Genomic DNA, 15,731 nt, shown 5'->3' with positions numbered 1-15,731 from the left:
GTCAGCCGTTCCACGTCATGCCCATGTAAACGCCGCCGGCTTCCAGCTCATCAAGCATCTGATCAAGGTGCTTTTGCTTGGTTTTCTCGCCTTTGACCTTGTTGATCCAGAGCAAGTAGTCGTTGCGCTGGTAAGGCGGGCGCGCGTCGTATTTGTCGCGCAGGCCACGCTCGTCCAGTGCCTTGCGAACAAAGTCGGGCATGTCTTCGCGCTTGCGTAGCGGGCGGAGGACCGGACTCATTTCAATACTGCCAGAGCTTCGATCTCGATCAGGAAATCGGGGTTCGCGAAACCGGGGACGCGCAGGGAAGTGACGGTGGGCGGATTGGTGTTCTTGCCCCAGACTTTCATCCACTCGGCGAAGCCTGCCCGAAGGTCGGCATCATTGTGCAGGATGATTGTGACCTTCACCAGATCCTTGATGGTAGCGCCGGCGGCCTCGAGCACCTTCTGCAGGTTGGCGAGGGCCTGGGCGGTCTGCTTGGCAATGTCCGTCTTGTCGACGACCTGGCCCTTGGCATTGGTACCGTTCTGGCCGCCGATGAGCAGCAGCCGGCCATTGGACGGCAGGATGATGCCCTGCGAGAATATGGGGCTCTGATACATACCTTCGGGATTGATGTGTTCGACGGACATGTCGGTCTCCTGTTGCGTGATGGAGCCTAGCTAGCGTCACGGCGCTGACGCCCGCTGTCAGGATAGGGAGAGGTATTCTATTACCTCATCAACTGTTTCCCGCCCGTCCGGTTCCATCGTAGCGTCGCAACGCGCGAATGGTTGTAGGCTGGGCGGACATTGCGAGCGAGCCAATCATGACCGACACTTCGAGCGAAATACTGATCACCGCCGCCGAGAGGTTCCTGGGCAAGGGCGAGAAAGCTCTGACCCAGAGCGAACGACAGGTGCTGGAGCAAGCCATCGGCAAGAAAGCGCTATCGCGCGACACCAGCACGGTCTTCGATGAGAAGTCGACATTAGGGCAGCGACTGGCAGATGGCGTGGCCGCCTTTGGTGGTTCATGGACCTTCCTCATCAGCTTCGGCATCGCGCTGGCAGCCTGGGTGCTCGGCAACCTGCTGCTACGCGGCGAGGCGCCGGACCCGTATCCCTTCATCTTTCTCAACCTGTTGCTGTCCATGCTGGCGGCTGTCCAGGCGCCGGTGATCATGATGAGCCAGAACCGTCAGGCGGCGAAGGATCGGCTGGTGACCAGCCACGACTACGAATGCAACCTTAAGGCCGAGATCGAGATCATGGCGCTGCACGATAAGGTGGATCAGATCCGCAATGACGACCTCAAGCAGCTCATCGCCAAGCAGCAGGAGCAGATCGACCTGCTGACCCGCCTCGTGGAAAGCCACATCGCCACGGCGGCGGCGAAGGGCGAATCGAAGTAGGCTGGTTGTTCGGCTATCAGGAGGCCATCGGTGCGCCACCCGGAACTTCAATATCTGGACCTCATGTCCGCCATTCTCGAGCATGGGGATCAGCGCGTCGATCGGACCGGCGTCGGCACGAAATCCATCTTCGGCGCGTCGGTTCGCTTCGACTTGTCCCGCGGACAGGTCCCGATCCTGACCACCAAACGCGTCTATTGGAAAACGGCGGTCAAGGAGATGCTGTGGTTCCTGACCGGCGGCACCAATATCCAGCCGCTCATTCGCGACAATGTGCGGATTTGGACCGACTGGCCATTGGCGGCATATCAGAAGGCCACGGGCGAGGCGATTTCACAGGAAGCCTTCGAGAGCCGTATTGCTGAGGATGACGCCTTTGCCGCCAAATGGGGCGAGTTGGGGCCGGTCTATGGCAAGCAATGGCGGCGCTGGCTGGGGGCGGACGGGCGCGAGCATGACCAGATCGCCGGCCTGATTCACACGCTCAAGACCAATCCGACCAGCCGCCGCATGCTGTTCCATGCCTGGAACGTACCGGAAATCGGCTCGATGGCACTGCCGCCCTGCCACATGGTCTACCAGTATTATGTCACCTCGGATAACAAGCTGAGCTGCATGATGTATCAGCGGTCATGCGACCTGCTGCTGGGGGCGCCGTTCAACTATGTCGGCTGCGTCGCCCTGCAATATATGATTGCCCAGCAGGCCGGGCTCGACCTGGGAGAATTCGTATGGTTCTCAGGCGATACCCACCTTTACCTCAACCATTTTGAGCAGGCGAAGCTGCAGATTTCGCGTGAGCCGCGCGACCTGCCGACGATGACGCTGGCACGGCGGGCAGCGAGCATAGACGAGTATACGATCGACGACTTCGCGGTGGAGGGATACGCCCCGCACGACGCCATCAAGGCGGACGTGGCCGTTTAGGCTCTTGCTTGAAACGCGCCACCACGACGGTGCCTTTCCCGCGAAAGCGGGAATCTCCCATCTGCACCACGCTTCGAAAGGGGATTCCCGCTTTCGCGGGAATGACACCGTGGTTTGACGCGCTTAAACCGGTAGCACCGTCACGTTCTTGACCTCGCGCAAGGCGAAGCTCGAATTGACGAAGGCGACGCTGGGCAGGTGGAGTAGCGAGCGCTTGACGAATTCCTCGTAGTGCTTGACGTCGCGTGACACCACGCGCAGCAGGTAGTCATGTTCACCCGACATCGAATAGCACTGCACCACGAAGGGCAGTCGCATCACTTCGGCCTCAAAGGCATTGAGGGCGTCTTCGTCGTGGTGGTTGAGCTTGACGAAGCAGATGACCGAGACATCCAGCTCGACCTGGGCCGGATCGAGCAGGAGCGCGCGGCCGCGGATAACACCCTGGGCCTCCATCTGCTTGATGCGTCGCCAGCAGGGCGTGTGGCTGAGGCCCACCCGCATGCCCAGCTCGGTCATCGGAATGTCCGGCTCCTGCTGCAATACCCGCAGGATCTTGAGATCAATCGCGTCGACCATGCCGTCCCCTAGAGTTTGGCCGTCAGCTCCGGCACCAGGGTAAAGATATCGCCGACCAGCCCATAATCGGCCAGCGCGAATATGGGGGCATTGGGATCGGAGTTGATCGCCACGATCACCTTTGCGGCCTTTATGCCCGCCACGTGCTGGATGGCCCCGGAGATGCCGCAGGCAATGTAGAGGTCGGGCGCGACGACCTTGCCGGTCTGCCCTACCTGCAGGTCATTGGCGGCATAGCCGGCATCGACCGCGGCGCGCGAGGCGCCAAGCGCCGCGTTGAGTTTTTCGGCGAGGGGACCGAGAACCGCGTCGAACTGGTCCTTGCTACCGAGGGCACGGCCGCCCGATACGACCACGCGGGCGGCACCCAGTTCGGGCCGATCGCTGACGGTCTTCTGTGTTTCGACGTGTCGGGTTCGGCCACTCCATCCTGGCGCCGCAACCGACTCGATGGGGGCATTTCCGGCCTCCGGCGCTGGTTCGAACAGCGGTGTGCGGACAGTCAGGACGATCTTGCTGTCCGTGGTTTCTACGGTCTGGATGGCGTTGCCGGCATAGATTGGCCGCTTGAAGGTGCGGGGTCCGTCGATAGCGATCACGTCGGATACCTGCATCACGTCGAGCAGCGCGGCCACCCGTGGCATCGTGCTTTTGCCGGTGCTCGACGCTGCCGCGGCGATGACCTCGTAATTGCCAGCCAAGGACGTGATGAGCGCGGTGAGCGGCTCAGCGAGGTGATGTGCGAGCGAAGCTCCATCGGAATGAAGGACCTTGCCGACGCCAGTGAGACGAGACGCTGCCGCGGCGATGTCGCCGACGGCGTTACCGGCGACGAGCAGGTGAATATCGCCCAACCCAGCCAGGGCGCTGACGGCGCGGGCAGTATCGGGCGACAGGTGTGTGCCGTCATGCTCGGCGAGCAGGAGAGTGGTCATGCGCTGCCTCCGTTCGGTTACAATATGGCCTGGGCTCGCAGCCTGTCGATGAGCTCATCGACCGACGCCAGGGTGGCGCCGGCTTTGCGGGCAGGCGGTTCTTCGGTGCGCTGCACCTTGAGGCGCGGGGCGAGGTCGAGGCCAAGCGTCGCGGAATCAATCTGGCTCAAAGGCTTGCTCCGGGCCTTGAGGATATTGGGCAGACTGACAAAGCGCGGCTGGTTGAGCCGGAGATCGGCGCTCACCACTGCCGGCAGCGTCAGCTCCAGCGTTTGCGTGCCGCCGTCGACCTCGCGGGTGACGCGGATTGCTTCGCCGGCGACGGTGACTTCGGAGGCAAAGGTTGCCTGGGGCCAATCGAGCAGAGCGGCCAACATCTGGCCGGTCTGGTTGGCGTCGTCGTCGATCGCCTGCTTGCCGAGGAGCACGAGGTCGACGCTTTCGTCACGGGCGACCCGGGTCAGGATTTTGGCCACGGCCAGCGGTTCGGGGGCAATATCGGTGGTGACCAGAATTGCGCGCGTGGCGCCCATTGCCAGCGCCGTCCGCAGCACGTCCTGCGCAACGGCTGGACCGATGGTCACGGCTATAACTTCGGTTGCGGTGCCGGCTTCTACCAGGCGCACTGCCTCTTCAAGCGCGATTTCGTCGAAGGGGTTCATCGCCATTTTCACGTTGTTCAGGTCGACGCCCGATCCATCGGGCTTGACCCGGATGCGGACGTTGAAATCGACTACGCGTTTGACGGGGACCAGGATTTTCATCACGATTTCAGCCAGTTAGGTTTGCGCTTTTCAAAGAATGATTCAACGCCCTCGCGGGCCTCGTCGGTCTCCCAGGCGTCGGCCAGGGCGGTTATGGTGGCGTCGATGACGTCAGCATCGATCGGCGGGCCGAGCCGCCGCGCCAGCGCCTTGGCGCGGGCTACGGCCCCAGGCGCGGCGGCGAGATAGGGCCGGACTTCGGCCTCCACAGCGGCGTCGAGTTCACCCGCGGGCACGGCCCGCGCAACAACACCCAGCGTGACAGCCTCGGCCGCATCGAACAGCCGGGCCGACATGAATACGCGGCGGGCCACTGCCTCGCCTAACCGTGCCAGTACATAGGGGCTTATGGTGGCTGGGATCAGGCCGAGGCGGGTTTCGGTGAGGCCGAAACGGGCGGAGTCGGTGGCTATGGCGATGTCACAAACACACAGGAGGCCGATGCCGCCGCCATAGGCTGCGCCTTGCGCCTTGCCGATTAGTGGCTTGGGTAGGGTGTTGAGTGCGCTCAGCATTTCGGCGAGCAGGCGGGCCTGGGCGATGCGGTCGGCGCGGGTGGCGTCCATCTGGCGACGCATCCAGTCGAGGTCGCCGCCGGCGCAGAAGCTGACGCCAGCACCGCTCAAGATCACCACCCGCACGGCTGGATCTGCTGCCAGCATGCTGGCGACTTGCTGCAATTCGGCGATCATCGTGCCGTCGAGGGCGTTATGGCGCTCAGGTCGGTTGAGCGTCAGCGTCGCGACGCCGCGACTATCGGTTTCGAACAGCAGGGTGGAAAACGCCATCAGTTCACCTCGCGCAGGCTGCGGGCGAAGCGGGCCGCGTCGACCAGTTTTGCAGTATCCAGCCCGGTGTCGAAGCCGCGCCCGTGGAGCATTTCGACCACGGCCTCGGTCGCCACATTGCCACTGGCGCCGGGGGCGAAGGGGCAGCCGCCAAGGCCGCCGGCCGATGCGTCAAAAACGGTGAGGCCGCGATCGAGGCAGACGGCGATATTGTCGAGTGCGCGTCCGCGTGTGTCGTGGAAGTGCCCGGCAAAGCGGGTGGCAGGCGCGATGCCGAGCACGGCGCGGAGCATGGCGGTGGTGGTTTCCGGCACGGCGGCGCCGATAGTGTCGCCGAGCGAGATTTCGTGGCAGCCGATGGCGAGCAGAGCCTCGGCGACGCGAGCGACCTTGGCGGGCGGGGTGGGACCGTCATACGGACAATCGGTAACGCAGGAGACATACCCGCGCACCGGCAGGCCATGGGCAACAGCTGCGGCAGCGACGGGCCGGAAGCGTTCGAGGCTTTCGGCTATGGTGGCATTGATATTGGCGCGCGAGAAGCCTTCGGATGCGGAGGCGAAGACGGCGACCTCGCTAGCGCCGGCGGCGCGAGCTGCTTCGTAGCCGCGCATGTTCGGGGTTAGGGCGGCGTAGACGACGCCGGAGCGGCGCTTGATGCCTGCGAGTACTTCGGCGCCGTCGGCCATCTGGGGCACGAGCTTGGGCGAGACGAAGCTTGCCACCTCGATCCGTGTCAGGCCGCAATCGGAAAGCAGGTCGATCAGCCTGATCTTGTCTTCCGTCGCGATCAGCCGGTTCTGGCTTTGCAATCCGTCGCGCGGGCTGACCTCGTAGATGGTGACGCGGTCCGCCATGCTCACGCCTCCGGCTTGAGGTTGACCAGCAGGGCGCCCTGGTCGACCTGATCGCCGATGCCGACCAGCAACTCCGCTATCTGGCCGTCACGTGGCGCGCGCAGGGTATATTCCATCTTCATGGCTTCGAGCACGATCAGCGCTTGGCCCTGGGTCACCGCTTGACCCGGCTCGGCGAGCACGGCGCGGACGGCGCCGGGCATGGGCGACAGGACGTGGTCGGCGGCGTCCTCGTTTTCGGCCTCGCCGTCTAGGGGATCGTGGAGTGCGAAGGTGAAGCTCGCATTGCCAGTGAAGACGGTGATGATGTTGCCGAGGCGGATGGCTTCGGCGGCAATCAGGGTGCCATTGAGGCTCAGCCGTCCAGGGGACGGTATGGTCACCGAGAAGCGGTGGTCGCGTACCTCGATCTCGTAGGCGGCGGGGGTCGGCGTCACGGATGCGGGCAGGGGCGTTTCGCCGTGAAGCGTTATGGTGTGGGTGGCATTGCCCCAAGCGCGCCAGCCGTGGCGGGCACCCCAGGGGTTGGGGTCGGGTGAGCCGGGGAGGCCAAGCGCGGTCAGGGTCGCGAGGGCGATGGCCGCGTCGGGCAGGTCGGGTTGAGCCGTCAGCGCTTCCTGCTTGCGAGCGATCAGGCCAGTATCGACATCGCCGGAAGCGAGGTCCGGATCGGCGGCGAGAGCTGAGAGGAAGGCCAGATTGGTGACGGTGCCCGCAATCTGGCACTCGGTCAGCGCGGCGCGCAGCCGGGCGAGAGCGGTGGCGCGATCCGGTCCGTGCACGATCAGCTTGGCGATCATCGGATCGTAATATGGGGTAATGGCGTCGCCCTGCCGCACCCCGCTATCGACACGGACCGGGCCTTCGGTCTGCGGCAGGCGCAGGTGGCCAAGGGTGCCGATGGCGGGCAGGAAGCCCTTGGCGGCGTCCTCGGCGTAGAGGCGCGCCTCGAAAGCCCAGCCGTCGATCTTGAGATCGTCCTGGGTGAATGACAGTTCTTCGCCGGCGGCGACGCGCAGTTGCAGTTCCACCAGGTCGAGCCCGGTGATGAACTCGGTCACCGGGTGTTCCACCTGCAGTCGCGTGTTCATTTCCATGAAGTAGAAGCGGTCGGGCCGCAGGCCATCGCTGGCGTCGACGATGAATTCCACTGTGCCGGCGCCCGCATAGCCGATGGCCTTGGCGGCCTTGACGGCCGCTTCGCCCATTGCCGATCGCATCTCAGGCGTCATGCCGGGCGCGGGGGCCTCCTCGATGACCTTCTGGTGGCGGCGTTGCAGCGAGCAGTCGCGCTCGAAGAGGTGTACGGCATTGCCGTGGCTATCGCCGAAGACCTGCACTTCGATGTGGCGCGGGCGGGCGACGTAGGTTTCGATGAGGCAGTGGCCGTCGCCGAAGCTGGCCAGCCCCTCGCGCTGGGCGCCAGCCAGGGCTTCGGCGAAGTCGCGGGGATCATCGACCCGGCGCATGCCTTTGCCGCCGCCGCCGGCGCGTGCCTTGATCAGGACGGGATAGCCGATGCGCGCGGCTTCCGCGGCCAGCACGGCGGGGTCCTGGCTAGCGCCGTGGTAGCCGGGGACCACCGGCACGCCCGCCTGTTCCATCAATGCCTTGGCCGCGTCCTTGAGGCCCATGGCGCGGATGGCTGACGGGGAGGGGCCGATGAAGGTGAGGCCCGCGACAGCGACGGCCTCGGCAAACTCCGCGTTTTCCGACAGGAATCCGTAGCCGGGGTGAATGGCCTGTGCGCCGCTGGCGAGTGCGGCGGCGATGATCGCGTCGCCGCGCAGGTAGCTTTCGCTCACCGGCGCGGGCCCGATCCGGTGCGCCTCGTCGGCCATGGTTACGTGCAGCGCGCCGGCCTCGGCGTCGGAATAGACGGCGACCGTGCGGATGCCGAGACGTTTTGCGGTGCGGATCACGCGGCAGGCTATTTCGCCGCGATTGGCGATCAGGATGGTCTGGAACATCATCACATCCTGAAGAGGCCGAAGCGGGTTTCGGAGATGGGCGCGTTGAGGGTAGCCGAGAGGCTTAAGCCCAGAATGTCCCGGGTTTTTCGCGGATCGACAATGCCGTCGTCCCAGAGGCGGGCCGAGGCGTAGAGCGGATGGCTCTGCTCTTCGAACTGAGCAATGACGGGGGCCCTGAAGGCGGCTTCCTCGTCGTCGCTCCAGCTCTTGCCTGACCGCTCGAGGCTGTCGCGCTTGACCATGGCGAGCACGCCTGCGGCCTGTTCGCCGCCCATGACCGAGATGCGCGAATTGGGCCAGGTCCAGAGAAAGCGCGGGCTATAGGCGCGGCCGGCCATGCCGTAATTGCCAGCGCCGAACGAGCCGCCGACCAGCATGGTGATCTTTGGCACCTGCGTTGTGGCGACCGCGGTCACGAGCTTGGCGCCATCCTTGGCGATGCCGCCGGCCTCATAGCGCTTGCCGACCATGAAGCCGGTAATGTTCTGCAGGAACACCAGCGGGACTTTCCGCTGCGAGCAGAGCTCGACGAAATGGGCGCCCTTGAGCGCGCTTTCGGAGAACAGCACGCCGTTATTGGCGATGATGCCGACTGGCATGCCGTGGATATGGGCGAAGCCGCAGACCAATGTGGTGCCGTAGCGGGCTTTGAACTCGTCGAAGCGCGAGCCATCGACAACGCGGGCGATGACTTCTCTGATATCATAAGGGGTGCGGGGATCGGCGGGGACGATGCCTGATATTTCGTCGGGGTCGTAGAGCGGAGCTTCCGGCGTTTCGAGCTGCATGTGCGCCCGCTTGCCGCCATTGAGGTTCGCCACCGCCCGGCGAGCCAGCGCCAGGGCGTGGGCGTCGTCGCGGGCAAGATGGTCGGCCACGCCGGAGAGGCGGGTGTGGACATCGCCGCCGCCGAGCTCCTCAGCGGTCACGATCTCGCCGGTTGCGGCGCGGACCAGGGGCGGGCCGGCGAGGAAGATGGTGCCCTGATCCTTGACGATGATAGCTTCGTCGGACATGGCGGGCACGTAGGCACCGCCGGCGGTGCAGGAGCCCATCACGACAGCGATCTGGGCGATGCCGCGTGCCGACATGTTGGCCTGGTTGAAAAAGATGCGGCCGAAATGCTCCTTGTCGGGAAATACCTCGTCCTGGCTGGGTAGGTTGGCGCCGCCCGAATCCACGAGATAGACGCAGGGCAGCTCGTTTTCGGCGGCAATTTCCTGCGCGCGCAGGTGCTTTTTGACCGTCAGCGGATAGTAGGTGCCGCCCTTCACGGTCGCGTCGTTGCAGACCACCATGACTTCGCGGCCTTCGACCCGTCCAATGCCGGCGATGGCCCCAGCGGCGGGCGAGGCGCCGTCGTACATGCCGTGGGCGGCAAAGAGACCGACTTCGAGGAAGGGCGAGCCGGGATCAAGCAAGGCATCGATGCGCTGGCGCGGCAGGAGCTTGCCACGCGCCACATGGCGATCGCGTGCGGCCTGGCCGCCGCCGGCCATGGCGGTGTCGGCCGCCGCTGCGACCTGGTCGAGCGCTGCCGCCATGGCTGCGGCATTGGCATCGAAGCCCCCGCTGCGCCGGGTGATCGACGACTTGATGACCGCCATGTCAGCGTGCCTCTGCGAACAGTTCCCGTCCGATCAGCATACGCCGGATTTCAGACGTGCCAGCCCCAATCTCGTAGAGTTTGGCATCACGCAGCAGGCGGCCGGCCGGGTACTCGTTGATATAACCATTGCCGCCCAGGGTCTGGATGGCCTCGAGCGCGAGCTGTGTCGCCTTCTCGGCCGAATAAAGAATGCAACCAGCGGCGTCCTTGCGGGTGGTTTCGCCGCGATCACAAGCAGCGGCCACCGCATAGACATAGGCGCGGCAGGCCGAGAAGGTGGTGTACATGTCGGCCAGCTTGCCCTGCATCAGCTGGAACTCGCCGATGGCCTGGCCGAACTGCTTGCGCTCATGCACGTATGGGATGACCAGATCCATCACCGCCGCCATGATGCCGAGCGGGCCGCCTGACAGCACGACGCGCTCGTAGTCGAGGCCGCTCATCAGCACCTTGGCACCACCGCCGACTGCGCCGAGCACGTTCTCCTCGGGCACTTCGCAATCTCTAAAGACCAATTCGCAGGTGTTGCAGCCGCGCATGCCCAGCTTGTCGAGCTTCTGGGCGGTGCTGAAGCCGGGGAAATCCTTCTCAACGATGAAGGCGGTAATGCCCTTGGCGCCGGCGTCTGGATCGGTCTTGGCATAGACGATCAGCGTTTCGGCATCGGGACCGTTGGTGATCCACATCTTGGTGCCGTTGAGGATGTAGCGGTCACCCTTCTTGACGGCGGCGAGGCGCATCGAAACCACGTCCGAGCCGGCTCCGGGCTCCGACATGGCCAAGGCTCCCACATGCTCACCCGAGCATAGCGGTGGCAGGTACTTCCGCTTCTGCGCCTCGGTGCCGTGCCGGCTGATCTGGTTGACCGCGAGATTGGAGTGCGCGCCGTAGCTCAGCCCCATCGAGGCCGAGGCGCGGGATACCTCTTCGACGGCCACCACATGGGCGACGTAGCCCATGCCCGAGCCGCCATATTCGGGGTCGGCGGTCATGCCCAGGAGGCCCATTTCGCCCAGCTCCGGCCAGAGGTCGCGGGCGAAGGTATTGGTCTCATCGATCTCGGCGGCGCGCGGCGCGAGGCGCAGCTGTGCCCAGCGGATGACGGTGGCCCGGATCGCCTCGATTTCCTCGCCCAGCCCAAAGTTCATTCCGGTCGTGAACATGAAATCTCCCACTCACTCATTCAGCGGCCATGGCCGGGACCGGCGATGGCGATTGGTATTGCGCCAGGAGCTGGGCGGCGCGCGCCCTGGCTTTTTCCGCAGCCTCAGCCTTGACCGGGCCGTAGCCGCGCACCTGATCATGCAGGCTCAGCAGCTGGGTGGCGAGGTCGGTTTGGCGGCGGTCGAAGCCGGCTAGAACCTGGTCCAGCAAAGTCTCGTATTCAGTGATCAGCGCGCGCTCGAGCTTGCGATCATGGCTGATGCCGAAGATGTCGAGCGGCGTTCCGCGTAGTCCTCGCGCGCTGGCGAGGACGCGAAGGACGGGCAGCATCCAGCGGCCGAATTTGCGCTTCTGCGGCCGGCCATTGGCAGCCTTGCCGGGCAGGAGGGGCGGCGCCAGGTTGAACTCCAGACGATAGTTGCCGTCGAATTGGGCCTCGAGGCCGGCCAGGAATTCTGGGCGGGTATAGAGCCGGGCGACTTCGTATTCGTCCTTGTAGGCGAGGAGCCGCGCATAGGTTTGCGCCACCGTGCGGGCAACTTTGTCGCCTGCGGCGCTGCGTACCCGTTCAACTGCCGTGCGATATTTCTGCGCCAGCGCGGCATCCTGATAGTCGGTCAAATGCCGGGCGCGGTGGGTGATGAGCTGGTCGAGGGTCATGTCCGCAAGCACGGGTGGCTTGGGCGGTTCGGCGATGGCTGCCTCCACGCTGGCGCGGTCGGCAGCGATGCGGCGGCCCCAGTCGAAGGCGGCGAGGTTGGCGTCGATGGCGACCTTGTTCAACCGGATTGCCTCGGTGATGCTTTCCCGGCTCAGCGGCACCAGGCCCTGCTGCCAGGCATAGCCGAGCATCATGACGTTGGTGGCGACGGCGTCGCCGGCCACGGCTTCGGCAATGGCGGTGAAATTGACGAAGTGTTCGGATGAGCGAAGCTGCCGGCGCAGGGTGGTCTCGACTTCGGCGGTCTTGAAGTCGAGGTCGCGCTTGCGCACGAAATCGGCGATGGGGGCGAGGTGGGTGTTGACCACGCCCTGGGTGCGGGCCGGGTCGCAGAGCTGGGCGCCGTCCTTGGAGACGGCCACCACGTCGTCGGCGGCCAGCAGCAGGTCGGCGCCGCCGGTGACGATGCGCGGGGAGCTCACATCCTGCGGGGTTGCTCCCAGGCGGATATGGCTGAGAACGGCGCCGCCTTTCTGCGCCAGGCCGGCCATATCGAGCACCATGGCGCCCTTGCCGTCGATATGCGCGGCCATGCCGAGCAGTGCACCGATAGTGAGCACGCCCGTGCCGCCGACGCCGGTTATCGCGATGTTCCAGGGTTTTGCCGTCAGCGCTGGAACATGCGGTTCGGGCAGGCTTGAGGCATCGAAGGCGGCGACTGGGGCACGCTTGCGCAGGGCGCCGCCATGTATGGTGACGAAGGAGGGGCAGAAGCCCTTGAGGCAGGAGAAGTCCTTGTTGCAGCTGGACTGGTTGATCACCCGCTTGCGGCCGAGGGCGGTTTCCAGTGGCTCAACCGAAATGCAGTTGGATTGCACCGAGCAATCGCCACAACCTTCGCAGACCGAGGGTTCGATATAGACGCGCTTGTCGGGCTCGACGGCGATGCCGCGCTTGCGGCGGCGGCGCAGTTCGGCGGCGCAGGTCTGTTCGTAGACGATGGCCGAGCAGCCGGGCAGCTCGCGGACCTCTTCCATTACGGCGTCGATGAAGTCGCGGTGCTTGAGGATCACGCCCGGCGCCAGCTCGCTCAGCTCGTAGACATCGGGTTTATCGGTGAGGAAGTAGATCGGCTTGACGCCCTCCTGATGGAGCTGGTGCGTCACCTGCTGCGGGGTCAGGTTGCCGTCGACATGCTGGCCGCCGGTCATGGCCACGGCGTCGTTGTAGAGCAGTTTGTAGGTGATGTTGGCGCCGGACGAGACGGCTTGGCGGATGGCGAGAATGCCCGAGTGGAAGTAGGTGCCGTCGCCCAGATTGACGAACATGTGCTTTTCGTCGGTGAAATGCGACATGCCGGTCCACGGTATGCCCTCGCCGCCCATATGCGAGAAGGTTTCCGAGCGCCGGTCCATCCACTGCACCATGTAGTGACAGCCGATGCCGACGGCCGCCCGGCTGCCCTCGGGCACGCGGGTCGAGGTGTTGTGCGGGCAGCCCGAGCAGTAATAGGGCGTGCGGATCAGCGGGGCGACGTGATGCTGGGTCAGCGCGTGGCGCTTTTCGAGGTAGTCGAGCTCGGTCGCGATCTTGGCCTTGAGGCTGGCATCGAAGCCGAATTGCAGCAGCCGGCCGGCGATGGCGCGGGCCACCGTACCGACGGTGAGTGACTCAGAGAGCGGCAGGACGTGATGGTCCTTGTCGTCGAGCTTGCCGATGATGCGCGGGCGCACGTCGGCGCGCCAGTTGAAGAGCTGCTGCTTGATCTGGTTCTCGATGATCTCGCGGCGTTCCTCGACGATCAGGACCTCTTCGAGACCCTCGGAGAAGTGCCGGATACCCTCGGGCTCCAGCGGCCAGGGCATGCGGACCTTGTAGAGCCGCAGGCCGATGGCCCTGGCTTCCTCGGGCCCGATCTCGAGCTCCTTGAGCGCCTGCAGGACGTCTTCATAAGCCTTGCCCGACGCGACGATGCCGAAGCGTGCATTGGGGGTGTCGAGGACGACCTGGTCCACCTTGTTAGCGCGGGCGAAGGCGATGGCGGCGTAGCCCTTGTAGTTCTGCAGGCGATCGTCCTGCACCATGGGCGGGTCGGGCCAGCGCAGATTGAGACCGCCGGGGGGCATCTCGAAATCATCCGGCAGCACGAACTGGCGGTGCTCACCGGCCAGGTCCACCGAGGCGGTAGTTTCCACCGTGTCCGAGATGAACTTCATTCCCACCCAGCAACCCGAATAGCGCGACATGGCAACGCCAAGCAGGCCCATTTCGAGGAATTCGTGGATCGAGGACGGGTAGAGCACCGGCATCAGCGCCGACATGAAGGCATGGTCGGATTGATGGGGAATGGACGAGGACTTGGCCGAATGGTCGTCGCCGGCAAAGGCCAGAACACCACCATGTTGCGAGGTGCCTGCGGCATTGGCGTGCTTGAGCACGTCGCCCGAACGATCGACGCCCGGTCCCTTGCCGTACCAGAAGCCGACCACGCCCTGCTTGCGCGCACCGGGGGAGAGGTGCAGCTGCTGGCTACCCCAGATGGCGGCGGCGGCGAGGTCTTCGTTGAGGCCGGCCTGGAAATGGATGTCGAGCGGATCGAGGTGTTTGCGCGCGGCCATCACCTGCTGGTCGTAGCCGCCGAGCGGGGAGCCCCGGTAACCCGAGATTAGCGCGCCGGTATCGAGCCCGGCCGCGCGGTCGCGGCGCATCTGCGCCATGGGCAAACGCACCAGAGCCTGAAGGCCGGACATGAACACCCGACCCTCGGTTGCCGAGTAGCGGTCATCCAGTGAAATCACCTTTGCCGTCATGCCGTCCTCCCGAGGCAAGATTGGCACGGACCGCATAGGAGCATTTCACTATCCGCAGGGCCAACTGACCCCGAAATAGGATGGCGTCCGTCTATCAGCCTTCATGTTAGGATGGATGTCTTGAGTGCGTCGGGATGTGCGTTGCGCGCGTCGTGGGATATGCACCGTGCCCAACAAACTGCGGCGGGACGATTCCGGCTTTCTCGGTCATGACGTCGTGGTAGATGACATGACGCTGATCACCGGGAGGATGGAATGAAGGCTCAACTGGCCGCAGCGCTGCTGCTGATAGCTGCACCGGCTTTCGCCAACGATACGTCGGCTGTGCTGACTACGGGCGGGCTGGAGTTCATCACCAGCACCGACATCGTGATGGAGAGCGAAGAACTCTTCATCTCCAAGGATGAAATCCGCGTGGTCTACAAGTTCCGCAATGACGGGACCGAGGACCAGAACATCCTCGTGGCTTTTCCGATGCCGGATATCGTGCCGAATTTTTGGTCGCCGGTCGCCTTTCCGATGGGGCCGGACGACAATCTGTTCGAGTTCGAGACTACGCTGGACGGCCAGAAGGTCGATGCGACCCTGCATGAATATGCCTACGCGTTCGGTGTCGATCGCACCAAGCTGATCAAGCAGCTCGGCTTGCCGCTGGTGCCGATTTCGGAGGCGGCTAGCGAGGCTACCGATGCGCTCGACGATGAAACGACGGCGGAGCTGCTGCATCTGGGCATGCTGACGCCTGATGAATTCGATGCCGGCGAAGGCTGGGAAAAGCACTATTGGCCCGCATGGACCTATAAGGCCACCTATACGTGGGAAGGCCATTTCCCGGCCGGCAAAACGGTGACGGTCGAGCACCGCTACAAGCCGAGCGTTGGCGGCACTGTGGGCGTGAGCTTCCTGAGCGAACCCTATGAGGGTTACGATCCGGCGGCGGAGTACCGAACCAAGTATTGCACGGATGATGGCTTTATCAGCGCGGTGCGCGCTACCCTGACCAATCCGGATGAGCCCTGGTCGGCGCCCTTCTACGAAAGCTGGATTTCCTACATCCTCACCACCGGCGGCAATTGGGGCGGTGGCAGCATCGAGAAATTCCGGCTGGTCGTCGACAAGGGCAGCACCGAGAACCTGGTTTCCTTCTGCGGCGATGACATCAAGAAGACCGGCCCGACGACCTTCGAAATGGTCAAGGAAGACTTCTGGCCGGAGAAGGAACTGGAAATCCTCATTCTCGAGCGGCAGCCCAGTGAATAGGACCGCA

14 protein-coding genes are annotated in these 15,731 nt (G+C 64.4%); 3 read left to right on the top strand and 11 right to left on the bottom strand.

The genetic code is table 11. The features are described from left to right. Position 1: 1 nt before the first annotated feature. Both MF606_RS13480 and MF606_RS13475 read right to left on the bottom strand, forming a co-directional pair. Entirely contained in the window at positions 2 to 241 is a 240-nt protein-coding gene (locus MF606_RS13480; protein ID WP_240229866.1) for a YdeI/OmpD-associated family protein, read from the bottom strand. After that, complete coding sequence (locus MF606_RS13475) at positions 238 to 636, bottom strand: RidA family protein (protein WP_240229865.1); 399 nt, start codon at positions 634 to 636, stop codon at positions 238 to 240. The genes MF606_RS13480 and MF606_RS13475 overlap by 4 nt, the downstream gene beginning before the upstream one ends. A gap of 176 nt (positions 637 to 812) precedes the next feature. Here MF606_RS13475 and MF606_RS13470 point away from each other — a divergent pair, with 176 nt between their 5' ends. After that, positions 813 to 1,397 carry a DUF1003 domain-containing protein gene (locus tag MF606_RS13470; RefSeq protein ID WP_240229863.1) on the top strand — a complete coding sequence of 195 codons (585 nt, stop codon included), beginning with the start codon at positions 813 to 815 and terminating at the stop codon, positions 1,395 to 1,397. 30 nt (positions 1,398 to 1,427) lie between these two features. Beyond that, positions 1,428 to 2,324, top strand: coding sequence for a thymidylate synthase (gene thyA / locus MF606_RS13465; protein WP_275693081.1), 897 nt, complete (start codon positions 1,428 to 1,430; stop codon positions 2,322 to 2,324). Positions 2,325 to 2,447: 123 nt separating this feature from the next. On the opposite strand, the gene MF606_RS13460 is transcribed toward thyA, so the two are convergent. Genes MF606_RS13460 through MF606_RS13420 form a run of 9 tightly spaced genes read right to left on the bottom strand, consistent with a single transcriptional unit; the run spans position 2,448 to position 14,464 of the window. Next, positions 2,448 to 2,903 (bottom strand): Lrp/AsnC family transcriptional regulator, encoded by a 456-nt coding sequence (locus MF606_RS13460; RefSeq protein WP_240229861.1) that lies wholly within the window; start codon positions 2,901 to 2,903, stop codon positions 2,448 to 2,450. A gap of 8 nt (positions 2,904 to 2,911) precedes the next feature. Next, positions 2,912 to 3,838 (bottom strand): electron transfer flavoprotein subunit alpha/FixB family protein, encoded by a 927-nt coding sequence (locus MF606_RS13455; protein ID WP_240229859.1) that lies wholly within the window; start codon positions 3,836 to 3,838, stop codon positions 2,912 to 2,914. 17 nt (positions 3,839 to 3,855) lie between these two features. After that, positions 3,856 to 4,602, bottom strand: coding sequence for an electron transfer flavoprotein subunit beta/FixA family protein (locus MF606_RS13450; protein ID WP_240229857.1), 747 nt, complete (start codon positions 4,600 to 4,602; stop codon positions 3,856 to 3,858). Continuing rightward, entirely contained in the window at positions 4,602 to 5,390 is a 789-nt protein-coding gene (locus MF606_RS13445) for a crotonase/enoyl-CoA hydratase family protein (RefSeq protein ID WP_240229856.1), read from the bottom strand. Before MF606_RS13445 ends, MF606_RS13450 begins: the two co-directional genes overlap by 1 nt. Further along, positions 5,390 to 6,247 carry a hydroxymethylglutaryl-CoA lyase gene (locus MF606_RS13440; protein WP_240229854.1) on the bottom strand — a complete coding sequence of 286 codons (858 nt, stop codon included), beginning with the start codon at positions 6,245 to 6,247 and terminating at the stop codon, positions 5,390 to 5,392. The genes MF606_RS13445 and MF606_RS13440 overlap by 1 nt, the downstream gene beginning before the upstream one ends. Before the next feature lie 2 nt (positions 6,248 to 6,249). Continuing rightward, positions 6,250 to 8,217 carry an acetyl-CoA carboxylase biotin carboxylase subunit gene (locus tag MF606_RS13435; RefSeq protein ID WP_240229852.1) on the bottom strand — a complete coding sequence of 656 codons (1,968 nt, stop codon included), beginning with the start codon at positions 8,215 to 8,217 and terminating at the stop codon, positions 6,250 to 6,252. Positions 8,218 to 8,219: 2 nt separating this feature from the next. Further along, positions 8,220 to 9,827, bottom strand: a complete 1,608-nt coding sequence (locus MF606_RS13430) for a carboxyl transferase domain-containing protein (protein WP_240229851.1) — start codon at positions 9,825 to 9,827, stop codon at positions 8,220 to 8,222. Between the two features lies 1 nt (position 9,828). Next, on the bottom strand, positions 9,829 to 10,992 hold the full coding sequence (locus tag MF606_RS13425) for an isovaleryl-CoA dehydrogenase (protein ID WP_240229849.1): 1,164 nt from the start codon (positions 10,990 to 10,992) through the stop codon (positions 9,829 to 9,831). Between the two features lie 16 nt (positions 10,993 to 11,008). Next, entirely contained in the window at positions 11,009 to 14,464 is a 3,456-nt protein-coding gene (locus tag MF606_RS13420) for an indolepyruvate ferredoxin oxidoreductase family protein (RefSeq protein WP_240229848.1), read from the bottom strand. 255 nt (positions 14,465 to 14,719) lie between these two features. Here MF606_RS13420 and MF606_RS13415 point away from each other — a divergent pair, with 255 nt between their 5' ends. Next, the gene (locus tag MF606_RS13415) at positions 14,720 to 15,724 is read left to right on the top strand and encodes a DUF4424 domain-containing protein (protein ID WP_240229847.1); all 1,005 of its coding nucleotides are present in this window, start codon (positions 14,720 to 14,722) and stop codon (positions 15,722 to 15,724) included. Positions 15,725 to 15,731 lie beyond the last annotated feature (7 nt).

This window comes from Devosia lacusdianchii, assembly GCF_022429625.1.
GTDB lineage: Bacteria > Pseudomonadota > Alphaproteobacteria > Rhizobiales > Devosiaceae > Devosia > Devosia lacusdianchii.
Note: the sequence above shows the minus strand (reverse complement) of the source record. Positions and strands in the feature narration are given on the sequence as shown.